This window comes from Arthrobacter globiformis NBRC 12137 (genome assembly GCF_000238915.1).
Taxonomy (GTDB): domain Bacteria; phylum Actinomycetota; class Actinomycetes; order Actinomycetales; family Micrococcaceae; genus Arthrobacter; species Arthrobacter globiformis.
This window is the reverse complement of the sequence record NZ_BAEG01000073.1, coordinates 150,743-171,599: the sequence shown is the minus strand read 5'-3', so window position 1 is coordinate 171,599 and position 20,857 is coordinate 150,743. Positions and strand designations below refer to the sequence as shown.

Annotated in this window: 22 protein-coding genes, 1 tRNA gene, 1 pseudogene and 1 riboswitch; of the genes and pseudogenes, 13 read left to right on the top strand and 11 right to left on the bottom strand. The window is 67.8% G+C overall.

The features are described 5' to 3' along the window. Positions 1-37: 37 nt before the first annotated feature. Both ARGLB_RS13300 and ARGLB_RS13295 read right to left on the bottom strand, forming a co-directional pair. A complete protein-coding gene (locus ARGLB_RS13300) occupies positions 38-292 on the bottom strand; it encodes a hypothetical protein (protein ID WP_003803290.1) in 255 nt (84 codons plus the stop codon). Positions 293-428: 136 nt separating this feature from the next. Beyond that, positions 429-1,283, bottom strand: a complete 855-nt coding sequence (locus ARGLB_RS13295) for a LysR family transcriptional regulator (protein ID WP_003803288.1) — start codon at positions 1,281-1,283, stop codon at positions 429-431. Between the two features lie 132 nt (positions 1,284-1,415). Between ARGLB_RS13295 and ARGLB_RS13290 the strand changes: the two genes are divergently transcribed. After that, on the top strand, positions 1,416-2,744 hold the full coding sequence (locus ARGLB_RS13290; protein WP_003803286.1) for an MFS transporter: 1,329 nt from the start codon (positions 1,416-1,418) through the stop codon (positions 2,742-2,744). 30 nt (positions 2,745-2,774) lie between these two features. Here the strand turns inward: ARGLB_RS13290 and ARGLB_RS13285 are convergent. Further along, positions 2,775-2,848 (bottom strand) — tRNA-Gly (locus tag ARGLB_RS13285). A gap of 242 nt (positions 2,849-3,090) precedes the next feature. On the opposite strand from ARGLB_RS13285, the gene ARGLB_RS13280 reads away from it, so the two are divergent. Continuing rightward, positions 3,091-3,537, top strand: coding sequence for an SRPBCC family protein (locus ARGLB_RS13280; RefSeq protein WP_003803283.1), 447 nt, complete (start codon positions 3,091-3,093; stop codon positions 3,535-3,537). 4 nt (positions 3,538-3,541) lie between these two features. Here ARGLB_RS13280 and ARGLB_RS24115 read toward each other — a convergent pair whose 3' ends face one another. Both ARGLB_RS24115 and ARGLB_RS24110 read right to left on the bottom strand, forming a co-directional pair. Beyond that, the gene (locus tag ARGLB_RS24115) at positions 3,542-4,432 is read right to left on the bottom strand and encodes an FG-GAP repeat domain-containing protein (protein ID WP_245531532.1); all 891 of its coding nucleotides are present in this window, start codon (positions 4,430-4,432) and stop codon (positions 3,542-3,544) included. A gap of 142 nt (positions 4,433-4,574) precedes the next feature. Beyond that, a pseudogene (locus tag ARGLB_RS24110) lies at positions 4,575-4,739 on the bottom strand (CAP domain-containing protein); the annotation flags it as partial. A 34-nt stretch (positions 4,740-4,773) separates the two neighbouring features. Here ARGLB_RS24110 and ARGLB_RS24105 point away from each other — a divergent pair. Both ARGLB_RS24105 and dcd read left to right on the top strand, forming a co-directional pair. Further along, complete coding sequence (locus ARGLB_RS24105) at positions 4,774-5,328, top strand: hypothetical protein (RefSeq protein WP_003803279.1); 555 nt, start codon at positions 4,774-4,776, stop codon at positions 5,326-5,328. Between the two features lie 75 nt (positions 5,329-5,403). Then, complete coding sequence (gene dcd, locus ARGLB_RS13270) at positions 5,404-5,979, top strand: dCTP deaminase (RefSeq protein ID WP_003803277.1); 576 nt, start codon at positions 5,404-5,406, stop codon at positions 5,977-5,979. Positions 5,980-6,089: 110 nt separating this feature from the next. On the opposite strand, the gene ARGLB_RS13265 is transcribed toward dcd, so the two are convergent. The 3 genes from ARGLB_RS13265 to ARGLB_RS13255 form a co-directional block, all read right to left on the bottom strand. Continuing rightward, complete coding sequence (locus ARGLB_RS13265; protein ID WP_003803275.1) at positions 6,090-7,274, bottom strand: cation:proton antiporter; 1,185 nt, start codon at positions 7,272-7,274, stop codon at positions 6,090-6,092. Positions 7,275-7,279: 5 nt separating this feature from the next. Beyond that, positions 7,280-7,762: a cation:proton antiporter regulatory subunit gene (locus ARGLB_RS13260; RefSeq protein WP_003803273.1), complete on the bottom strand. Its 483-nt coding sequence runs from the start codon at positions 7,760-7,762 to the stop codon at positions 7,280-7,282. A 123-nt stretch (positions 7,763-7,885) separates the two neighbouring features. After that, complete coding sequence (locus ARGLB_RS13255; protein ID WP_003803271.1) at positions 7,886-9,289, bottom strand: MFS transporter; 1,404 nt, start codon at positions 9,287-9,289, stop codon at positions 7,886-7,888. Positions 9,290-9,479: 190 nt separating this feature from the next. On the opposite strand from ARGLB_RS13255, the gene ARGLB_RS13250 reads away from it, so the two are divergent. Genes ARGLB_RS13250 through mnhG form a run of 6 tightly spaced genes read left to right on the top strand, consistent with a single transcriptional unit; the run spans position 9,480 to position 15,884 of the window. Beyond that, entirely contained in the window at positions 9,480-12,512 is a 3,033-nt protein-coding gene (locus ARGLB_RS13250) for a Na+/H+ antiporter subunit A (protein ID WP_003803269.1), read from the top strand. Beyond that, entirely contained in the window at positions 12,509-13,087 is a 579-nt protein-coding gene (locus ARGLB_RS13245; RefSeq protein ID WP_003803268.1) for a Na(+)/H(+) antiporter subunit C, read from the top strand. Before ARGLB_RS13250 ends, ARGLB_RS13245 begins: the two co-directional genes overlap by 4 nt. Beyond that, the gene (locus ARGLB_RS13240) at positions 13,084-14,673 is read left to right on the top strand and encodes a Na+/H+ antiporter subunit D (protein WP_003803267.1); all 1,590 of its coding nucleotides are present in this window, start codon (positions 13,084-13,086) and stop codon (positions 14,671-14,673) included. Before ARGLB_RS13245 ends, ARGLB_RS13240 begins: the two co-directional genes overlap by 4 nt. Beyond that, positions 14,670-15,215, top strand: coding sequence for a Na+/H+ antiporter subunit E (locus ARGLB_RS13235; RefSeq protein WP_003803264.1), 546 nt, complete (start codon positions 14,670-14,672; stop codon positions 15,213-15,215). Before ARGLB_RS13240 ends, ARGLB_RS13235 begins: the two co-directional genes overlap by 4 nt. Next, positions 15,212-15,490 (top strand): MrpF/PhaF family protein, encoded by a 279-nt coding sequence (locus ARGLB_RS13230; RefSeq protein ID WP_003803261.1) that lies wholly within the window; start codon positions 15,212-15,214, stop codon positions 15,488-15,490. The genes ARGLB_RS13235 and ARGLB_RS13230 overlap by 4 nt, the downstream gene beginning before the upstream one ends. Continuing rightward, positions 15,480-15,884: a monovalent cation/H(+) antiporter subunit G gene (mnhG, locus tag ARGLB_RS13225; protein WP_003803260.1), complete on the top strand. Its 405-nt coding sequence runs from the start codon at positions 15,480-15,482 to the stop codon at positions 15,882-15,884. The genes ARGLB_RS13230 and mnhG overlap by 11 nt, the downstream gene beginning before the upstream one ends. A 192-nt stretch (positions 15,885-16,076) precedes the next feature. Here the strand turns inward: mnhG and ARGLB_RS13220 are convergent, their stop codons facing one another. Together ARGLB_RS13220 and ARGLB_RS13215 are read right to left on the bottom strand one after the other, a co-directional pair. Then, entirely contained in the window at positions 16,077-16,340 is a 264-nt protein-coding gene (locus tag ARGLB_RS13220; protein ID WP_003803257.1) for a DUF4235 domain-containing protein, read from the bottom strand. A gap of 57 nt (positions 16,341-16,397) precedes the next feature. Then, on the bottom strand, positions 16,398-16,949 hold the full coding sequence (locus ARGLB_RS13215; RefSeq protein WP_003803256.1) for a heme-degrading domain-containing protein: 552 nt from the start codon (positions 16,947-16,949) through the stop codon (positions 16,398-16,400). Between the two features lie 119 nt (positions 16,950-17,068). Further along, positions 17,069-17,212, top strand: a riboswitch (TPP riboswitch). Positions 17,213-17,284: 72 nt separating this feature from the next. Between ARGLB_RS13215 and ARGLB_RS13210 the strand changes: the two genes are divergently transcribed. The 3 genes from ARGLB_RS13210 to ARGLB_RS13200 are packed head-to-tail and all read left to right on the top strand — an operon-like array spanning position 17,285 to position 20,366. Beyond that, positions 17,285-17,905: an ECF transporter S component gene (locus ARGLB_RS13210; RefSeq protein WP_003803254.1), complete on the top strand. Its 621-nt coding sequence runs from the start codon at positions 17,285-17,287 to the stop codon at positions 17,903-17,905. Beyond that, entirely contained in the window at positions 17,905-19,566 is a 1,662-nt protein-coding gene (locus ARGLB_RS13205) for an ABC transporter ATP-binding protein (RefSeq protein ID WP_003803252.1), read from the top strand. The genes ARGLB_RS13210 and ARGLB_RS13205 overlap by 1 nt, the downstream gene beginning before the upstream one ends. After that, positions 19,563-20,366 (top strand): energy-coupling factor transporter transmembrane component T family protein, encoded by an 804-nt coding sequence (locus tag ARGLB_RS13200; RefSeq protein ID WP_003803249.1) that lies wholly within the window; start codon positions 19,563-19,565, stop codon positions 20,364-20,366. The genes ARGLB_RS13205 and ARGLB_RS13200 overlap by 4 nt, the downstream gene beginning before the upstream one ends. Here ARGLB_RS13200 and ARGLB_RS13195 read toward each other — a convergent pair. After that, positions 20,363-20,857, bottom strand: a complete 495-nt coding sequence (locus ARGLB_RS13195; protein ID WP_003803247.1) for a GNAT family N-acetyltransferase — start codon at positions 20,855-20,857, stop codon at positions 20,363-20,365. The two genes, ARGLB_RS13200 and ARGLB_RS13195, sit on opposite strands and share 4 nt — an antisense overlap.

Sequence of the window (20,857 nt, the reverse complement as noted above, 5' to 3'; positions counted from 1 at the left end):
CACAAGGTGCCCGCCCGATCTGTTTGCCTGTTGCTGCTTAACCCAAATACCAGCCGGGTGGAGTCCACGACGCGGGAACGCTGTGTGCGGAAAAGTCCTCGCAGCGCGTGCAGGTGTACGCGACTTCGCCCAGCTTCCGGACGGTGCCGTCCTGGCGGTGCTTGGGCGGCACGAAGGACTCAAGGTAGATGAACTCGTCTGTTCCGCACTTTTCGCAGTTTGGTTGGCCGACATATTCGGCGTCGACGGTCATGGAGTGGTTGGTATAGCGGGGGTTTGCGGCTGTGGTCACGGCGTACCTATCCCGAACACGCGGGCGTCATTGCCAAGCAATGTTCGTTATCGAAACCTGTGTGTTATCGGCCGCTGCATGACCGCAACAGTCACAGCATAAGACAGCTGCGAACCGTTATCAATCATTTTCCGGCTCAAACAGGCTTCTTCAGGGTCCTTCCCATGATGGCCTGGGTCAGGGCATCGATGACCTCGGCGTTCGCCAAAGGGTTCCGGATCAGTGTGAAATCGACATCCCCCACAGGCGGCAGCTCGAAGCGCCGGGTGATGATTTTCAGGTCGTCCGGTACCAGCGACGAGGGCATCACGGCCACCCCGATGCCGGCGCGGACGGCCGCCAGCACGCCGCTGATCTGCTTGGTGGTGCACGTGATGCGCCACGTCCGGCCCACGGACTCGAGGGCGTCGATGGCAAGCTTGCGGCTCAGGCTCGGGGCCGGGTAGGCGATGAGCGGCACCGGATGGCCCGGCTCCAGGGCGGTCTGTTCGAGGCCCACCCAGGAGAACGTGTCGTGCTGGACCACCGTGCCGTCCTTGGCGCCGGCAACCCACTTCACGAAGACGAGGTCCAGCTGGCCGGAATTCAGGCGCTTGTACAGCTGGTCGCTCTGGCCGACCGTGAGCTCGAGGTTGATCTGCGGATAGATCTGCCGGAACTCACGCAGGATGCGCGGCAGACCCGTAATGGCGAGGTCGTCGGCGGTGCCGAAGCGCAGGCGGCCGCGCATGGCCGAACCGGAAAAGTAGCGGGCGGCGGCATCGTGGGCCGCCAGGATGCTCCGCGCGAAGCCTGCCATGGCATCGCCGTTGTCCGTCAGCCTGACGTCCCGCGTGTCCCGGCTGATCAGCGTCCGCCTGGCGGCAGTCTCAAGCTTGCGCACGTGCTGGCTGACCGTTGGCTGGGCCAGGCCCAGGCGTTCTGCCGCCTTGGTGAAGCTCAGCGTTTCGGCGACGGCGAGGAACGACCGGAGCTGGGCCGGTTCGAACATGCGTCCTCCTCGACGGCGGGGCATCATTACGTTCAGCAATGATAGTTATAGGAGCAATAGTCTTCCACAATTGGAAGGGTGCGCCATAGCGTTGAGGACATCCCGCCGGCCCGCTCACCTGAGGAAACCCCTGTGACACCCCCACCGCCGCCACTGGCCACCGTCACCCAGCCCGTCGCCGTCGTCAGTGAACGCCTTCCGTGGCGGCACACCTTCATCTCACTCCGGGTCCCCAACTTCAGGCTCTTCGCCACTGGCCACTTCATTGCCGTCATCGCGATCTGGATGCAGCGGATCGCCCAGGACTGGCTGGTGCTCCAGCTCTCCGGATCGGTCACCGCCGTCGGCTTCACGGTGGCGCTGCAGTTCCTGCCATCCCTGATCCTGGGACCGTGGGGCGGAATGGTCGCGGACCGGTTCGCCAAGCGCAGGATTCTCATCATGTGCCAGTCTGCCGCTGCCATCCTCGCCGCTGCGCTCGCGGCCCTCGCGCTCACCGGGAGGATCGAGGTCTGGCACGTCTACGTCATCGCCCTGGTGCTCGGTTTGGTCACCGTACTGGACCAGCCAGCCCGGCAGGTCTTCGTCCACGAGCTGGTGGGGCCACGGTACCTGCGCAACGCCATCAGTGTGAACTCGACGACGTTCCAGCTGGGCGGGCTGATCGGGCCGGCCATCGCCGGCGTGCTGCTCACGGCCGTCGGTGCGGGCTGGGCCTTCGCCGCCAACGCCGCGGCCTGCTGCTCCACCGTGGCCATGCTCCTGCTGCTGCGCCGGGACGAGCTGTTCGTCAGCGCGCCGGCACCCAAGTCCAAGGGCATGCTGCGGGAAGGACTGCGGTACGCGCTGAGCAAACCCACCATCTACTGGCCGTGGCTCATGGTGGGGTTCATCTCCGTGTTCGCCATGAGCCTGCCGGTCCTGCTCGCCGCCTTCGCGGACCGCGTGTACGGCATCGGCGCCGGCGGTTACGGGATGCTCAATGCGCTCGTGGCCCTCGGGGCGCTGACCGGGGCGGTCGCGTCCACCCGTCGGCGGCAGCTCCGGCTGCGGTCTGTGGTCCTCGCGGCCGGGATGTACGGGCTGATGCTGTGCCTCTCCGCCGCCGTCCCCACCCTGCCGCTCTTCGGCGCCGCCCTGGTGCTGTCCGGGTTCTGGTGCCTGATGTTCCTCACCGCATCTAACCAGCTGGTGCAGACCAGCTCCAACATGAGCATCCGCGGCCGCGTGATGAGCCTGTACATCATGGTGCTGATCGGCGGCCAGGCCCTCGGCGGACCGATGATCGGTTTCATCGCCGAGCACTTTGATCCGCATGCCGGACTGCTGGTGGCCGGAGGGGTGCCGGCGCTCGCCGCGGCGACTGTCGCCGTCGTGCTTGCCCGCAAAGGTGAGCTGACGCTGAAGGTGGACCTGCGGAACCGGCGGGGACCACTGCGCGTGGTGCGCCGGGCGTCATGACGCCGCAGGCGGCGTGTTCAGGAGGTGGTTTGGAGCGGCTGACGGGAATCGAACCCGCGTATCAAGCTTGGGAAGCTAGCGCTCTACCATTGAGCTACAGCCGCAGTCGCACCGGAAACTGCCCGGGGCAGAACCTAGCTTAGCGCAGTTGTGCGGCGACTCCGGCCATCTGGATCACGGGTCCGCGCGCGTCGCAACACGGACGAAAGCCCTCCCGTAACTGTTCGGTAAAGGCCCGGGCGTTGCGCGGCCGCGGGCCGGTGCGGGTGACTATCCTGAATCTCGTTAGCTGCAGTAAGGGGAACGGGCTACGCAACGTAAGGCCCGACGTCGGAAAAGGATCCCCATGGCAGGTGCAGAACACGAGGTTCTCGTTGCGCGCGACGCCATGACGGTCTACTCATTCCTCCTGGACGGCGCGAATCTGCCCATTTGGCAGGCCGACGTCCGGAGCATAGGGCTCAGCTCGGGTAGCGCCGGCAGCGTGGGAGCCAGGTACCAGGTCACCATGGACGGTCCCCGGGACCGGCCAGTGGCGCGCGATTACGAGATCACCCAGGCGCGGCCCGGCGCCGAAATACAGTTCCAGGTCGTGGCCGGTCCGTCCCTCCTGCGCGGCGGCTTTTACCTCAGCACCGAGAGCGCCGGAACCCGGGTGCGGTTCGCACTTGAGGCGCCGACACTCGGTTTCTGGAGCTTCCTCCGTCCGGCATACCGGCGCCAGCTCCGTGCGGCCGTGGGACAGCTTGCCAAGCTGCCCGCCGTCATCGAAGAGCGGACGACGGCGGACTGAGACTTCACTGGGCCAGCCGCTGGCCCGCCCACGTCCCGGGGACGGACGACGGCGGTGACAGGACTCCGGCGTCGAGACTCCAGTACTGCACGGGGCTGGTCTGCCCGGCGGTGCCGGTGCGCTGCAGGACCAGGCCGACGGAGTAGGTGCCGGTGACGCCGCGCAGTGCGCGGACGGCTGTCACGTCACCCCACCCGCTGGCGACGAGTGTCCGGGTTTCGGCTTTGGGCGACGGCCCTCCGGAACCCCGGTACAGCAGAACGTTGCCGTCGCCCTGGCGGGCCAGCAGGTCCTGGAAACCGTCGCCGTCGTAATCCACCATGGCGAGCCGCGTGGCGGCGACGCCGGAAGCGATGAGGGTCCGCTGGACGAGGTCGCCGGCGCCCCGGTTGGGATAGAGCCAGAGGTTTGAGTCGGAGTCGAGGGCCAGCAGTTCGGGAAGCCTATTGGTGGAGCACCATCCGCCGACAGCCAGCGTCATGCCCGCCCAGCCGGACTGCCCCAGCGTGACCGGCGGCAGGAACCCGCCCGCCAGTTGCCCTGGATACAGGGTCAGGCGGCCATCGGACCATTGCGCCAGGACGTCGAAAACACCGTCCCGGTCCCAGTCGGTAACAAGAACCTGCCGCGCGGCCGCGAAGCCGGAGCCGATGGTGCCGGGCGGCCCGAACTGTCCGGCGCCCAGTGCGGGCCGGTTGATGAGCTGCCCCGCTGCGTCGACCGACACGATGTCCCCGGCACCCTTGATGGCCGCCGTGGCCAGGTCCAGCGTGGGCGGCATGTGCTTGACCAGGGGCTCGCACACATCTGTCGGCTGCACGGGAACCGAGGTGCTGCCACCCGGCGCGGCCGTGGTGCCGGCGGGCAGCGCCGAGTAGCCGAAGAAATTCACCACGCCCCACATGGTGTAGCGGCTCGGGGTGGTTTGCCAGTTCCCGTCGGTGAACGTGATGCCAATGCCGACGACGTTGAACCGGGGGGGCGGTAAGGATGGCGTTGTGGGCCGGCGAATTCTTCCACCATTCGACGAGTTGCGCGGCGTCGCGGTCCCAGCGGACGGCAATGACCTCGCCGGCGCCGTTGTTTGGACTCATGGCGCGCGCATCTGTCCAGAAATTCGCCCGGTGTTCAATGACCTCGCGGGAGGCGATGCTGTCCGACCATTCCTGCGCCATGCCGGCAACCGTCGCGTGGTACTTCACGGCTGGCAGGCCCAGAGACGCCCGGTAGGTGTTGATGGCGTTGAAGACGGCGGCCACCTGGGCGGCATTGCTGTCCGGCACCAGCGCCTGCGTTGTCAGCAGGCCCTTGGCGGCGCTGCCCGGCTCTGTGCGGGCCGTGTATGGCGGTGCGGCGAACGCCTCGGCAGGGGCCGAGAGCGGCGGGATCGAAGCTGGTTCGGGCGGGCCCTCGGGCGCTGCGGGGCGGGTGGTCTGGGCCGGAGGCCGGGCGGGAGCGGGTTGCGTGGTGTGGATTGGAGCGGCGGGTGCCGCTGGTGACTGTATCGCTGCCCCTGCGGCCGCCGCTGTCCCCGCTGCTGTCCCCGTTGCTGTTGGGGTGCCGGCCGGAAGGGCAGCTGCTGCACCGGAACCGGAAGCCGCTTTTCGCACCGGGGCTTCCGGTGCAGGGGCAGTGGTGCCCGGCATGGCGGCAGCGGATCTGCCGGCGGGTGCCACGGTTGGCAGGCCGCTGGCCGCGGGCGTCGCCAGCGCCAGGGCGCAGGCGAGTGCAACAGCGGCCTTGGCCGCAATCCTGTTCAAAATATCCCCAGCTCTATTTCTGACCGTGTGACGTGAGACCGTCGGCCTGATTGTCCACGCAACACTAGCGGCAGGGCAGGGGACCGGCAATGGTATTTTTGACGGTGTGCTGATCTCTGACCGCGACATTCGTGCCGAAATTGATTCCGAACGGATCGTCCTCGATCCGTACGAAGCCGCGATGGTCCAGCCGTCCTCGGTGGATGTCCGGATTGACCGCTATTTCCGGCTGTTCGACAACCACAAATACGCCCACATCGACCCTGCCGAGGAGCAGCCCGAGCTTACCCGGCTGGTGGAGGTGGAAGAGGGCGAGCCGTTCATCCTGCACCCCGGCGAATTCGTGCTCGGCTCCACCTACGAAACGGTCACGCTGCCGGACGACATCGCCGCGCGACTCGAGGGCAAGTCCTCGCTCGGGCGCCTCGGCCTGCTGACGCACTCCACGGCCGGCTTCATTGATCCCGGCTTCTCCGGGCACGTCACGCTGGAGCTGTCCAACATGGCCACGCTGCCCATCAAGCTCTGGCCGGGCATGAAGATCGGCCAGCTCTGCTTCTTCCGGTTGACCTCCGCCGCGGAGTTCCCCTACGGCTCCGGCGAGTACGGCAACCGCTACCAGGGCCAGCGCGGACCCACCGCGAGCCGCAGCCACCTGAACTTCCACCGGACCGACATTTAGCGCGGTCGCCGGATTGGGGCCGGCCGGGCCGCCACGCCGGCTGGGCCTCGGGCCGGCTGGAACGGCCCCGGGCCGCCGGATTGGGGCCGGCCGGGCCGCCACGAACGGGGTCAGGCCGGCACTGGCTCCGGCCGCGCCGGGCGGGAGAACTTCTTGACGAGCGGCTCGATGTAGCGGGCGGCCAGCGGCCCCAGGACCGCCATGATCAGAACGTATGCCGTGGCCAGGGCGGCCAGCTCGGCCTCGACCGCTCCGGATGTTACGGCGAGGCCGGCGATGACAATGGAGAACTCGCCCCGGGCTATGAGCGCAGCTCCTGCGCGGAAGCGTCCCGGACGCGCAATGCCTGCACGTTTGGCGGCCCAGGCTCCGGTGATGATCTTGGTGGCAGCGGTGAGCACCGCGAGGACCAGCGCCCAGGCCAGCACCGGCGGGATGGAGGTGGGATCCGTGTTGAGCCCGAATGCCACGAAGAAGATGGCGGCAAACAGATCCCGCAGCGGCTCAAGGATCCGCGTGGCACTGTGGGCCGTGGCGCCGGAGATCGCGATGCCGAGCATAAAGGCGCCCACCGCGGCGGACACCTGCAGCGCCGCCGCCAGGCCCGAAACCAGCAGGGCGGCGCCCAGCAGGTTCAGCAGGAAAACCTCCGAATTTTCGCTGTGCACGGCTTTGGAGACGTGGTGCCCGTGCCGGAGGGCAACCAGCAGCACCACGGTGACGACAGCCAGCGAGACGCCCACGGTCTGCATGCCGCCCAGGAAGCTGACTCCGGCAAGCGTGGCGGTGAGGATCGGCAGATAGATCGCCATGGCAAGGTCCTCGAAGACCAGGATGGAGAGGACCACTGGTGTCTCGCGGTTACCGATGCGGCCAAGGTCTGTGATGACCTTGGCCGCGATACCCGACGACGATATATACGTGACGCCGCCCATAACCATGGCGCCCGCGACTCCCCACCCGAGGAGGGCGGCCAGGGCAGCGCCGGGAACAAAGTTCAGGACGAAGTCGAGGATGCCGGCCTTCCATGATCTTCGCAGGCCGGTAACGAGTTCTGTCGCCGTATATTCCAGACCGAGCATAAGCAAGAGGAGGATGACGCCGATCTCACCCGAGAGGTGGGAAAACTCCTTCATGCCGCTCAGTTCCACCACGCCGCCTGCACCGAAGCACAGGCCGCCTACCAGATACAGCGGAATGGGGGACATCCCGATCCGCCCCGCGAGCCTCGCCAACAGGCCGAGGCAGAACACGACTGCCCCCAGTTCGATGAGCGACAGGGCCACGCGGTCCATGGGGATCAGCCGTTGCGCAGGATGTCGGCCGCAGCGTCCAGGCCTTCTTGCGTGCCGACGGCGACCAGCAGGTCGCCGGGGTGAAGGAGGACGTCGGGGCCAGGCGAAGGAACCACCTCGCCTTCACGCATGATCGCCACAATCGAAACGCCGCACCGCGTGCGGATGCGGGCTTTGCCCATGGGCTGGTTCTGGAACGGGGAGTCCGCGGCAATGGAGAATTGCCGGGTGGCGATGCCGGGAACCTCCCGGTGGGCCTCGGTCAGCGTCATGGCAAGGTGCTGGCCTCCCAGCAGATTCCCCAGACATGCCGCTTCCTCGCCGGTCAGCGGAATCGAGGCCTGGCACGTGTCCGGGTCATCCCAGGTGGAAACGAACAGCTCGGTCTGGCCCTCGCGCAGTTCCACCACCCCGATCCGCCGGCCGGAAGCGGTCATGAAGTCCTTGCGCCTGCCCAGGCCCGGGAGGTCTGTCTCTTCCATGTACATAACATCAGCCTAGTCCGCGAACCTGCGATTTCGGCTGAAACCGGGCCCCCCTGCTGCGGGGCTTAAATGTGCGTTCGCGCTGGACAGGCGGGGCTTAAATGTGCGTTCGCGCCCAGGGTCGGGCTAGGACTGCGGGACGACCGCGATTTCGGCTTCGCTCGGGGCCTTCACGGGCAGGAGGACCAGTAGCCCGGCCAGCAGCACCACCATGATGCCGAGGATGCCCCAGCGCTGTGCTTCCCCTTGGGCCACCAGGGGAGTGGCAACGGTGATGCACAGGGTGAACAGGGCGGGTGCGAGGAAGCTGACGGCGCGGCCGGTGGTCGCGTACAGGCCGAACAGCTCGCCGGATTCGCCCTGAGGGGCCAGCCGGGCGAGATAGGCGCGCGAGGAGGACTGCGCGGGGCCGACGAACAGGCAAAGGAACAGGCCGAAAACCCAGAACGTCGTGGAACCCGGCCACGGCACGCCGAAGAACGTGTGGTTGTCGTTACCCAGCACCAGGATCACCGTCCCGGCGACCAGGAGTCCGGTGAGGGAGCTGATGATCACGGCCTTTGGCCCCACCCTGTCGTCCAGGAAGCCGCCGATGATCGCGCCCACGGCCGCCACGATGTTGCCGAAGATGGCGAAGAAGATGACCTGCGGCAGAGCGAAGCCGAAGGTTCCGGCCGCGATGATTCCGCCGAAGGTGAAGACCGCCGCCAGTCCGTCCCGGAAGATGGCGCTGGCCAGCAGGAAGAAGATGGTGTGCGGGCTGGTCCGGTAGATCGCCTTGATCCTGCGCGCCAGCAGCCCGTACGACGCCAGGAATCCGAGGCTCGCTGCGCGTTTCGGCTTGGGCAGCTCAGGGACCGCGAACATCACCGGCAGCGCGAAGATGAAGAACCACAGGGCGGAGAACACCGCCACCAGCCGGATGTTGAGGCTGTCCTGGGTGGAGGCGCCGAACCACTCGAAGCGCGGCTGCACGAAGAGCTGGAGCACGATGAGCAGGGCCACGATGCCGCCGAGGTAGCCCATGCCCCAGCCGAACCCGCTGACCTTGCCGATGTTCCGGGGCGTGGAAATCTGCGCCAGCATGGCGTTGTAGTTGACGCCCGCAAACTCGAAGAACACGTTAGCCAGGGCGATCAGGGACACCCCGAGCAGGAGGAACTCGGGACGGGGAAACACGAAGAAGCACAGTGCCGTCAGGACCGCGACGGCGGCCGTGTTCACTCCCAGCCAGAGTTTGCGGCGGCCTCCGGTGTCGGACCGCTGGCCGGTGACCGGGGCGAGCAGCGCGATGGCCGCCCCGGCAATGGCCAGTGCTCCGCCAAGCACCGCCGATGCCCGGTCTTCGCCGCCGAACGCCTGGGAGGTCAGATAGACGGTGAAGACGAACGTCGTCATGACCGCGTTGAACGCCGCGGACCCCCAGTCCCACGCCGCCCAGGCCAGAACACGGCCCTTGCTGGACGCCCGGGGGCCTCCTTCAAGTTCCGACGACGGCTGCGTTGCCTCGGATGCGGCTGCGGAGTTCATAGGCCGATGCTATCCGCCCGTGGCGAACAGGCAACGGAAACTCTCCCGCAGACTGGCGAAACTCGCCCTGCGCCCCGCCAGTGCGGGGAAAACTGTCAGTGCCCCCTTGATAAACTGTCGGGACCGAACCCAACGAATGACCGCCTGCTCCAACTTTTGACAACCGAATTCTGACTTTGCGGAGATACCAGTGATCACAGTCCTTGCCGTGCACTTCGCGGTGGCCGCTGTGGCGCCGTTCGTCTTCCGGAAGTTCGGCCGCAACTCGTTCTATGCGCTGGCCGCGGTGCCTGCCGGTTCATTCATCTGGCTCCTGTTCCAGCACGCCGCCGTCTACGGCACGGGAGCACTCGCCGAAACCGTCCCGTGGATTCCAAGTCTCGGCATCGAATTCGCCTTCCGCATGGACGCCCTGGCATGGGTCATGTCCTTGCTGGTCCTGGGGGTGGGCGCCCTGGTGCTGGTCTACTGCGCACGCTACTTCAAGGACAAGGACAGCTACCTCGGCGGGTTCGGCGCGCAGCTGCTGGCATTCGCCGGAGCGATGTTCGGGCTGGTCACCGCGGATGACCTGCTGATGATGTTCATCTTCTGGGAACTCACCACGGTCCTGTCCTACCTCCTGATCGGCTACGCACGGACACGGCTTGCTGCCCGCCGCTCCGCGCTGCAGGCCCTCATGGTCACCACCGCCGGCGGCCTGGCCATGCTCGTCGGCCTGATCATGCTCGGCGCCAGCGCCGGCACCTACCGGATCTCGGCCATCCTGGAACAGGCACCCGGGCTGGTCTCCGGACCGGCGGCGGGAGCCGTGGGCGCCGCCGTCGTCCTCATCCTGATCGGCGCGGTCACCAAATCCGCGCTGGTCCCCTTCCACTTCTGGCTCCCGGGCGCCATGGCCGCACCAACACCCGTGAGCGCGTACCTGCACGCCGCCGCGATGGTGAAGGCGGGCGTGTACATCGTGGCGCGCCTCGCGCCGGGCTTCACGGACACCGCCTACTGGCTGCCGATGGTCCTTGGGCTCGGGCTCGCCACGATGCTGGTGGGCGGCTACCGGGCACTGCGCCAGACGGACATCAAGCTCATCCTGGCCTACGGCACCGTGAGCCAGTTGGGCTTCATCACCATGGTGGTGGGGCTCGGCAAGCCCGACGCCGCGCTCGCCGTGCTCGCCATGCTGCTGGCACACGGGCTGTTCAAGGCCACACTCTTCCTCGTGGTGGGCATCATCGACCACCAGTCCGGCACACGCGACATCCGCAAGCTTTCGGGCGTTTTCCGTTCCGCCCTGGCCCTCGGCATCGTGGCCGGCGTCGGCGCCGCCTCCATGGCCGGCATCCCGCTGCTGGGCGGCTTCGTGGCGAAGGAGTCGGTGCTCGAGGCGCTCGTGCACTTCGCCGCCGCACCCGGCTACGGCCCCTGGGGCGCAGTGGCTTTGGCAGGCGTGGTGCTCGGCTCCGTGCTGACCTTTGCCTACAGCGCGCGCTTCATGTGGGGCGCGTTCGCCGTGAAACCGGGCGTCGAGCGCACCCCGTTCAAGGCCATCCGGCCCTCCTTCCTGGCGGCTCCTGCCGTCCTGAGCGTCCTCACCATCGCTTACGGCCTGTGGCCGGCTCCCGTGGATGCCTGGATCCAGCCCTACGCGGCCCTGTTTACCGAGGGAACGCACGACGCCGCTACTGCTGAAGGTGCCGCAGGGCACCTCGCGCTGTGGCACGGGCTGACCCCGGCCCTGGGCCTGACCGCCATCACCTTCGCCGCCGGTGCGGCCATGTTCTACGGACGGGCGGTGGTGGACAGGATCCAGAGCGCCGTTCCGCCCTGGTTCGACGCCGACCGCGGCTACCAGCTGACCATCGGCGCGCTGGATGACGCCGCCGTGTGGATCACCGGACGCACGCAGCGTGGTTCGCTGTATTTCTACCTGGCCGTGATCCTCAGCGTCGCCTTCGTGCTGCCCCTGTCCGCCCTGATCGCCGCGAACAAGCCTCTTCCCGAAGGGCTCTATTTCGTCGACCCCAACTCGCCCCTGCAGCTGGTGGCGGGAGCCGGGATCGTGATCGGGGCACTCGCCGCCGTCCGGGCCAACAAGCGCTTCCTTGCCGTGCTCATGGTGTCCGTCACCGGCTACGGCATCGCGCTGATGTTCGCGCTGCAGGGCGCCCCCGACCTGGCCCTGACGCAGATGCTCGTGGAGACCATCATCCTGGTGGCGTTCGTACTGGCCATGCGCAGCCTCCCGGCAGAGCTGCGGGACCGCACCAGGGGCAAGTACCGGGTGGTCCGCGTGATCATCGGCCTGTCCTTCGGCGCCACCATGATCTTCGCCGCGATCCACGCCATGGGCGCCCGCATCGCCACGCCCGTCTCCCTCGAGTTCCCCAAGCTGGCATACGAGGGCGGCGGCGGGCTCAACGTCGTCAACGTCACCCTAGTGGACATCCGTGCGTGGGACACCTTCGGTGAGATCTCCGTGCTGGCGCTGGCCGCGACCGGCGTGGCAAGCCTCATCTTCGTCCGGGGCCGCGGGGACCGGCTGCGCACGGCGTCCGCCGTGGCCGAAGGCACGGTGGGCCGCCGCCACGGCGTGGACAAATCGTCGAGGGATGGCGCCGCGCTGGCGCTGACCCGCAAGTTTGCCGCGGCCACCCGGGACCCGTGGCTCGTTGCCGGGCGCACCCTGGCACCGGAGCGCCGCTCCATCATCTTCGAAGTGGTCACCCGGCTGGTCTTCCACTCGATGATCATCTTCTCGCTCTACCTGCTGCTCGCCGGCCACAATCTCCCCGGCGGCGGCTTCGCCGGTGGCCTCATGGCCGGGCTGGCCCTCACCCTGCGCTACCTTGCGGGCGGCCGCTTCGAACTGCGGGAAGCCACCCCCATCAGCGCCGGCACCCTGCTCGGGATCGGCCTTGCCACGGCCTCGCTGTCCGGCGCCGCGCCCGTTTTGCTGGGCGGCCAGGTGTTCCAGAGCGCCATCATCGAGTTCTGGCTGCCGGTCTTTGGCGACATCAAGTTCGTCACCTCCACCATCTTCGACACCGGTGTCTACATTGTCGTCGTCGGCCTGGTGCTGGACGTGCTCCGCAGCCTTGGCGCCGAAATCGACGAGCACTTTGAAGAGCGCCCCCTGCAGCAGGACGGACCGGACGGCGACGAGGGCAGCGAACCGGTGCCCTCGGGTATCCCGGCCGGATCAACCCGAGGCGGCACCCCATGACCGTTAATCTGACGCTGCTCACCGTCATGGGTGCGCTCTACGCCTGCGGCATCTACCTGATCCTGGAACGCAGCCTCACCCGTGTGCTGCTGGGGCTGATGCTGCTGGCCAACGCCACCAACCTGCTGATCCTCGCCACCGGCGGCTACGCCGGGCTGGCACCCTTCTTCAGCAAGGACACGGACCCCGCATCCTACAACGACCCCTTGCCGCAAGCACTGATCCTGACGTCCATCGTCATTTCCTTCGCGGTGACCGCGTTCATGCTGGGCATCATCTACCGGACCTGGGTGCTTGCCCGCCAGGACGACATCCAGGACGACATCGAGGACCGCCGCGTGGCCGAAACCCCCAGCTTCGACGCGGAGGACGACGCCGTCATCCCCGTGGAAACCTCAGAGTTCCCGTTGCCCATGCGCGGACCGGACGGTTCCGCCGCGGCAGAGCCGACGGCGACTGTCGAAGCGGGCGGCCGGACCCTTCTGGCAGAGCACGCGGCGCTGGAAGAAAAGCCGGGATCCGCCAACGTCACCGGCGCGGACACAGACACAGACACGGATGGAGGGGCGAAGTGAACCTCGCAAGCCTGGCCCCGCTCGCCGTCGTACTTCCCATCCTGGGAGCGGCGCTGACGTTCGTGCTGATCCGGCACTCCCGCGCCCAGCGCGCCGTCAGCATCAGTCTGCTCTCGCTCACCCTGCTGCTGGAGTGCCTGCTCCTGGCATCCGTCTGGAACGGGGGCACCGCGGCGGTGAACATCGGCGGCTGGGTGCCGCCGTGGGGGATCGTCCTGGTGGTGGACCAGTTCTCATCGCTGATGCTCGTGGTGTCCTCCGCGGTGAGCCTCGCCGTCCTCGTGTATGCCACCGGCCAGGGCATGGCCGACGGCGACCAGGACGCCCCCGTGTCGATCTTCCACCCGACCTACCTGATCCTCGTGGCCGGGGTCTCCAACGCGTTCCTCTCCGGGGACCTGTTCAACCTCTACGTCGGCTTCGAGATCCTGCTGACGGCAAGCTATGTGCTGATGACCCTTGGCGGCACAGGTCCGCGCATCCGTGCGGGCGTCACCTACGTGGTGGTCTCGGTGGTGTCGTCGGTGCTGTTCCTGATCGCCATCGCGATGGTCTACGGCGCGACCGGCACCATCAACATGGCGGACCTGGCCATCAAGCTGTCGGAACTGGACCAGGGAACCAGGACCCTCCTGCACGTCATGCTGCTGGTGGCCTTCGGCATCAAGGCCGCCGTTTTCCCCTTGTCCTTCTGGCTTCCGGACTCGTACCCCACCGCCCCGGCCCCGGTCACGGCCGTGTTCGCCGGCCTGCTGACCAAAGTGGGCGTCTACGCCATGGTCCGCACGGAAACCCTGCTGTTCCCCGGCGACAGCCTCAACACGCCGCTGATGGTGGTGGCGCTGCTGACCATGGTCGTCGGCATCCTGGGTGCCCTCGCCCAAAGCGACATCAAGCGTCTGCTGTCCTTCACCCTGGTCAGCCACATCGGCTACATGGTGTTCGGCCTGGCGATGTCCTCCGTGGCCGGCCTCGCGGCTGCCGTGTTCTACGTGGCACACCACATCACCATCCAGACCAGCCTCTTCCTGGTCACCGGGCTGATTGAGCGCCGCGGCGGCAGCTCCTCGGTGGACCGGCTCGCCGGGCTGGCTAAGCTGTCGCCGCTGCTGGCGCTGCTGTTCTTTGTTCCCGCCATGAATTTGGCCGGCATCCCGCCGTTCTCGGGCTTCCTGGGCAAGCTCGGCCTGATCCAGGCCGGCATCGGGCTGGGAACCCCGCTGGCGTACGCCCTGGTGATCGGCGGCGTGCTGACAAGCCTCCTGACCCTCCTGGCCGTCGCCCGGGTGTGGAACCGTGCCTTCTGGCGCAAGGCCGAGGACGCGGAGCACCCCGACCCGGTACTCCTGGCGGTCCCCGCCCCGGAAAGCGGCACGACGGCGGTGCGCCTCCTGCCCCGGACCATGGTCGGGTCCACGCTGGGCCTGGTGGTCCTGGGTGTCGCGCTCACCGTGTTCGCCGGACCCCTCTTCCAGGTGGCGGACCAGTCCGCCGCGGCCATGCTGGACAGGTCCGCCTACATCCAGGCGGTGCTCGGTGACGGCGCGTCCGTCCCGGCCCTGGCGCTGAGCGGAGGCGGAAAGTGAGCCGGCAAAGGGTGTCCCTGCGGCAGGAACTGCCGCTGCTGGTCTGGCTGGTCATCGTCTGGGGAGCGCTCTGGCAGGACTTCAGTCCCGGCAACCTGCTCTTAGGCGCCCTGCTGGCGGTTGCGGTGGCGCGCCTGTTCTACCTGCCGCCGGTGGAGCTGAGCGGCCGCTTCAACGTGCTGAAGGCCGTACCGTTCGCGGTGGTGTTCCTCGGCAGGGTGGTGGCTGCCAGCTGCCAGGTGTTCTACCTGGCGGTGGCCCAGGGGCCCAAGGTGACCAACGCCGTCGTGGCCGTTCCGCTGCGCAGCCATTCGGACCTGATGGTGACGGCAACCGGCCACGTGATCTCCCTGATCCCGGGGTCACTGGTTGTGGAGGTGGACAGGTCCACCTCCACGCTCTACATCCACGGGCTCAACGTGCGGAACGGGGAAGACGTCCTCAAACTGCGTAAGGAAGTCCGGGACACCGAGGCGGGGCTCATCCGGATCATGGGAACGAAGGAAGAGCTTGCCGCCCTGAAGCAGGAGGTTGGCGCATGATGGAGCTGGTCCTCACCGTCACGGCTGTTGCGCTGGCCCTCGCCGCCGCGGGTGCGATCATCCGCATCGCCCGCGGGCCGTCCCTGCTGGACCGGGTCCTCGCGGCCGACGTGCTGCTTGCCATCCTCGGGGCCGCGCTGTGCATCGACATGGCAGTGAACCGGCACCTGAACAACCTGATGCTGGTGGTGGCCGTGTCCGTTATCGGATTCATCGGCTCAGTGACGGTGGCACGCTTCGTGGCCGACAGGCGGGAGCAGCCCAATGAGCCCTGAACCGAACGCCGTGGATACCCTGATCGATGCTGTGTCGGCCGTCTTCATGGTGGTGGGCGCTCTGATGTCCCTCGCCGCCGCCATCGGCCTGCTGCGCTTCCCGGACCTGATGAGCCGCATGCACGCCGCCACCAAGCCCCAGGTGCTCGGACTGTTCCTGCTGCTGGCGGCGGTGGGGCTGCAGTTGCGCACCTGGTGGGTGTGGCCGGTTCTGCTCGTGGCCTGGATCTTCCAGCTGCTCACCGTGCCGGTCTCGGCCCACATGGTGGGCCGCGCCGGCTACCGCACCAAGCACCTCCACAAGGAGCTGCTCAGCACAGATGAGCTGGAGGCCGTGGTGGTGAAGGCCGCCAAGGCGGCCCGGGACTCGGAGGAGAACGACGGCGGGATGTGACCGGACCCGGCACCGCAGGTCTGCGGTGCCGGGTCCGGCTGTTTTGAGCCCGGCCGAGGTCATCAGCACTGCCGGGTTCAGAATATGTGCAGATTGGCATGCCGGGCTTGGAGAAACCCGGCAGAATGCCGAACCGGCCGAAACAGACTCACCCTATGTTGGGGGGCTGAAGGGCCGGGATGAAGCCCGGTATTAGACGATGTCCTGCGTCTTGGCGAAGCGGGTGATGGCCCGCTGGGTGCCGCGGTTGGCCAGCACCTGGATCACTGCGCTCACGGAAGCGGAGACGAGGGCGAACGTCAGGGCTGTGCGCAGCGTGGTGGGGACATCGTCCTTGTCGCCCTTGGGGGGCTTCCGGCCCGTGACCTTTTCCCAGATGGTATCGACGGCCTTGGTGCCGGCGAACCCTGCCAGCAGGCTGATGCCGGTGCCAAGCAGCTTGATGAAGAAACTCATTGCGGAACTCCTCGCGTGATGAACACTGGTCTTTTCCTACCCTATCCGCATGAAGCGCTAGCCTAGCCGCATGGCCCGGTGGATTTCCCGCAACGCCTGCACCACAAGGTCGTGGTCCGCCTTCTGCGGCAGCCCGGACACCGTGACCACGGCCACCGCTCCCACGTCCCGCACATAGATCGGGAAGGCTCCGCCGTGGGCAGCGTAAATGGACTGGTCGAACCAGGCGTTGTCCTCGATCCGTCCCCCGCCGGCCCTGCCGCGCAGGCCCACCAGCAGTGAGGGCTCCTCATAGCGCACGGCAGTCCGCTGCTTGGCCCGCACCCAGCCCTCGTTGTCCGGAGTGGCTCCCTCGAGCGCAACGTGGAAGAGGACCTGTTCGCCTTTGGTGATGTCGATGGCAATGGGCAGGTTGTCCTCCTTGCCGCGTTCCACCAGTTCCAGGCCTAGCGCCAGTGCATCGTCCTTGCTGAACCTCGGGAACTGCAGTTCGGCGATTTCACCCTCGATCTGACCGATCAGGGCTTCCAGGGATCCCGCCGGCTGTTCCTCGGAGGCATCGGGGTCAAAGGCGGGCAGGGCAGTGCTGCCGGAGTCCTGTAGCGTCATGGCCCCAATGTACTCCGGACAGCTGTCCCGACGGCGCAGGAAAACTCCGGCATTGTGACAACGGCCCCGGGATTCCGGGACCGCCGAGGTGTAAACTGGACCGGCCCACAAGGGCAGATTTATCACGACAGGGGAGCGCCGCCGTCGGGATGCAAAGGCAACTGCCAGCGCAACCGCGGATGGGCGCTGAGAGTGCGGACCGCCGCAGACCCTCGAACCTGATCCGGCTAGTACCGGCGTAAGGGAGTCGAGTTCTCAAAGTGCCCGGCAGCAGGTGGCCCAGCCACCGGCAGCCGGGGGAACGCTTTCCCCTCCTGTTCCTCAGGAGGACCATCATGACAACTGCAGCAATCAAGAAAACCAGTTACAACTGGCGCGTGGCCGACATCGTCGTGGCAGCACTGATCGCCGTTGCCGGCGGCGTGATCTTCTGGGCCTGGTCCCAGGGGGCCAACCTCATCTCCACCCCCATCAACGCCGTCTACCCGCCGCTGACCGGCCTGTACGCCGGCGGCTGGATGATTCCGGCGGTCCTGGGCATGCTCATTATCCGCAAGCCCGGCGCGGCCCTGTTCTGCGAAACGGTGGCAGCCACGGGTGAACTTCTCATGGGCTCGCAGTACGGCACCACGGTGCTGATCTCCGGCGTCCTGCAGGGCCTGGGCGCGGAGCTCGTGTTCGCCGCCCTGGTGTACCGGAAGTTCAACCTCCCCGCATCGCTGCTGGCAGGCGCCGGTGCCGGGCTGTTCTGCGGCCTCAACGACTCCTTCGCACCGTGGGGCTGGAACATCGCCTACGCCGCAGGAGACAAGTTCGCGTACATCGTGTTCTGCGCCATCTCTGGCGCAGTCATCGCCGGTGCCCTGTCCTGGATCGCCACCCGGGGCCTGGCCAGGACCGGCGTGCTGAGCTCCTTCGCCTCCCGCAAGGCAGCCACGGAGCCCGTCTTCTCCTAATGCCCGGACAACACGACGGCGCGGTCCGCCCCGCCGCGGTACACGCCCGCGGGTGGGGCTGGCGCCACGCCGGCCGCACCAAGCCTGCCGTCCACGCCCTGGACCTGGACATCCGCCCCGGCGAACGCGTCCTGCTGCTGGGCCCTTCCGGGGCAGGCAAGTCCACGCTGCTCCACGCCCTGGCCGGCGTGCTGGGGGACAGCGACGCGGGCAGCAGTACCGTGCACGGGACCCTGGACGCCGGGACCCTTGACACCGGGGCAGCGGACCGCGACGACCCGGATGAGAGCGGCGAGCTGCTCATCGACGGTGCGCCGCCGCGCGCGCAACGGGGCCGTGCCGGACTCATGCAGCAGGACCCGGAAACCCAGGTGGTGCTCTCCCGCCTGGGCGACGACGTCGCCTTCGGCGCCGAGAACCTCTCCGTGCCCCGCGACGAGATCTGGCGCCGCGTGCACGAGGCGTTGGACGACGTCGGACTGTCGCACCTGCCGCTGAACCACCCGACGTCGGCCCTGTCCGGCGGCCAGAAGCAGCGCCTGGCGCTCGCCGGCATCCTGGCGATGCGTCCGGGGCTCATCCTGCTGGACGAGCCGACCGCGAACCTCGACCCGGCCGGCGTCCTGGAGGTCCGGGACGCCGTGGGCCGCTGCCTCGACAAGACCGGGGCCACCCTGGTGGTGGTGGAGCACCGGGTCGCGGCCTGGAAAGATCTGGTGGACCGCATCGTGGTCCTGCAGCCGGGGTCCGCAGCGAACGGTGCGGTGCTGATCGACGGGACGCCGGACGAGGTCCTCGAGCAGGCCCGCGGGATGCTTACCGCCGCCGGCGTCTGGGTCCCGGGCTACGTCCCCGAAACCCGGCGCCGCCTGGCTGTCCCTGGCATTGACGGCGGCCAGCTGCTGCTCGCCGCCGAAAAGCTCGCGGTGTCGCGGGAACGGCCCCGGCGCCGCGGCTTCCGCTCCGTACCGCCCGAGCCCGTACTGCGGGACGTCACGGCGCAGGTCCGGGCGGGGGAGGCGCTGACCGTCACGGGTCCCAACGGCGCCGGCAAGTCCACCTTTGCGCTGACGCTCGCCGGGCTGCTGCCTCCGGTGGACGGCAAGGTCTCCGCGACTGTTGAGTTGAGTGGCGGAGCCGGAATTGACCCTTTCAAGTGGAGGGCCGAGCAGCTGATCGCCCGGATCGGCACGGTGTTCCAGGAACCCGAGCACCAGTTCGTCACCGGCCGCGTCCTGGACGAGCTGCAGTTCGGGCCGCGCCATCTGGGCCGCGGCGAGGACCGCGTTGACGAGCTGCTGGAGCGCCTTCGCCTCACGCATCTCGTGGACGCCAACCCGTACACGCTGTCCGGCGGGGAGAAACGCCGGCTGTCCGTGGCCACTGTCCTGGCCGCCCACCCGCAGGTGCTGGTCCTGGACGAGCCAACCTTCGGCCAGGATGCCAACACCTGGGCGGAGCTTGCCTCGTTCCTTTCTGAGCTGCTCGACGCCGGCACGGCGGTCGTGTCCGTCACGCACGACGAGGAGTTCACGCATGTGCTCGGCGGCACCGAGCTGCGGCTGGGCTCCGGCGGACGGCCCGAGCCGAGACCAGTGGAGCCCGGGCTCATTGTGCCCACTTCAGAAGCCGAACCAACGTCAGAACAGGCTGCGACATGAGGGAAGCACTGACACTCACCGGAAACCGGGCAGTGCTGACACGCGCCAATCCACTGGCCAAATTCGCCGCGGTCTTCCTGATCACCCTGGTGCTGGCGCTGTCCATCGACTGGATGTCCGCCTCGGTGGCGCTCGCGTGCGAGCTGCTGGTCTTTCCGCTGGCCGGGTTGACGTTTTCGCTGCTGTGGCAGCGCGGGTGGCCGCTGATCCTGGCTGCCGCTGTGGGCGGCTGGAGCACCTCCATCCTGGCGCCGGACAGCGGAAGGATACTGCTCGACGTCGGACTTTGGTCCATGAGCGACGGTTCCCTTCAGCTGGGGCTGGGTTTTCTGCTGCGGGGCCTGGCCATCGCCCTGCCTGCGGTGCTGCTGATGAGCTGCACCGATCCCACGGACCTGGCGGACGCCCTCGCCCAGAAGGCGCGGCTTCCGCATCGTTTTGTGTTGGGGACCCTGGCCGCGATGCGGCTGGTCGGGCTGATGGCCGAGGAATGGCAGACCATCGGCATGGCCCGGCGCGCCCGCGGCGTCGGATCGCGCGGCAACCCGTGGCAGCGGATGCGGGCCACCCTCGGGCAGAGCTTCGGTCTCCTGGTCCAGGCCATCCGACGCGCCACCCGGCTTGCCGTGACCATGGAGGCCCGCGGATTCGGCGGGGCCAGCCGGACCTGGGCGCGCGTGTCCACCTTCAGTGTGCTGGACGTCTGGGTGGTGCTCGGCGGAGTGCTGATTGCCGTCGGTGCGGTGGCCGCCGCGCTGTGGGCCGGTACGTGGAACATGGTGTGGCTTGAGGGCTCCTAGCCCGCAGGCCGCGCCATCCGGACCTCGGGCAGCCCTTCCCATTCCTCGATCGTGTCCCTGGCCCCGGTGAAGACGAAGCCGTTGCGCCGGTAGAAGGCCTGGGCGCGCGGGTTGTCCTCGGCCACCCACAGCGCGGCCGTTTCCTTCCCGATCGCGGCATCGAGCAGTTCCTGGCCCAGGCCCCTGCCATGGTGGGAGGCGAGGAGATAGATGCCCCAGAGTTCGGTCTGCTCCCGCACCCCGTCCTCGGGCGGAAATGAACCGGCAAACCCCACCAGCGTCCCGCCGTCGACCGCTACGTAATGGCGGCCCGCGTGCGGTCCGGCCAGGAGTTGCCGCCACATGGCCAGCCGCCCTTTCACGCCCTGCCTGGCCATAAAGCCCGGTGAAAGCAGGCGGGCATACGTTTCGCGCCAGCATTCCAGGTGGAGCCGAGCCAGGGCCTCAGCGTCTTCGGGTGCGGCCTGGCGGACACTGCAGGTGTGATTCAT

Excerpts from the sequence above, each read along its gene's own strand:
- ARGLB_RS13295 (WP_003803288.1), bottom strand. The coding sequence starts at position 1,283 with ATGTTCGAACCGGCCCAGCTCCGGTCGTTCCTCGCCGTCGCCGAAACG.
- ARGLB_RS13280 (WP_003803283.1), top strand. The coding sequence starts at position 3,091 with ATGGCAGGTGCAGAACACGAGGTTCTCGTTGCGCGCGACGCCATGACG.
- ARGLB_RS24105 (WP_003803279.1), top strand. The coding sequence starts at position 4,774 with ATGGCGTTGAAGACGGCGGCCACCTGGGCGGCATTGCTGTCCGGCACC.
- ARGLB_RS13265 (WP_003803275.1), bottom strand. The coding sequence starts at position 7,274 with ATGGACCGCGTGGCCCTGTCGCTCATCGAACTGGGGGCAGTCGTGTTC.
- ARGLB_RS13260 (WP_003803273.1), bottom strand. The coding sequence starts at position 7,762 with ATGTACATGGAAGAGACAGACCTCCCGGGCCTGGGCAGGCGCAAGGAC.
- ARGLB_RS13255 (WP_003803271.1), bottom strand. The coding sequence starts at position 9,289 with ATGAACTCCGCAGCCGCATCCGAGGCAACGCAGCCGTCGTCGGAACTT.
- ARGLB_RS13245 (WP_003803268.1), top strand. The coding sequence starts at position 12,509 with ATGACCGTTAATCTGACGCTGCTCACCGTCATGGGTGCGCTCTACGCC.
- ARGLB_RS13230 (WP_003803261.1), top strand. The coding sequence starts at position 15,212 with ATGATGGAGCTGGTCCTCACCGTCACGGCTGTTGCGCTGGCCCTCGCC.
- mnhG (WP_003803260.1), top strand. The coding sequence starts at position 15,480 with ATGAGCCCTGAACCGAACGCCGTGGATACCCTGATCGATGCTGTGTCG.
- ARGLB_RS13220 (WP_003803257.1), bottom strand. The coding sequence starts at position 16,340 with ATGAGTTTCTTCATCAAGCTGCTTGGCACCGGCATCAGCCTGCTGGCA.
- ARGLB_RS13215 (WP_003803256.1), bottom strand. The coding sequence starts at position 16,949 with ATGACGCTACAGGACTCCGGCAGCACTGCCCTGCCCGCCTTTGACCCC.
- ARGLB_RS13210 (WP_003803254.1), top strand. The coding sequence starts at position 17,285 with ATGACAACTGCAGCAATCAAGAAAACCAGTTACAACTGGCGCGTGGCC.
- ARGLB_RS13205 (WP_003803252.1), top strand. The coding sequence starts at position 17,905 with ATGCCCGGACAACACGACGGCGCGGTCCGCCCCGCCGCGGTACACGCC.
- ARGLB_RS13200 (WP_003803249.1), top strand. The coding sequence starts at position 19,563 with ATGAGGGAAGCACTGACACTCACCGGAAACCGGGCAGTGCTGACACGC.
- ARGLB_RS13195 (WP_003803247.1), bottom strand. The coding sequence starts at position 20,857 with ATGAATCACACCTGCAGTGTCCGCCAGGCCGCACCCGAAGACGCTGAG.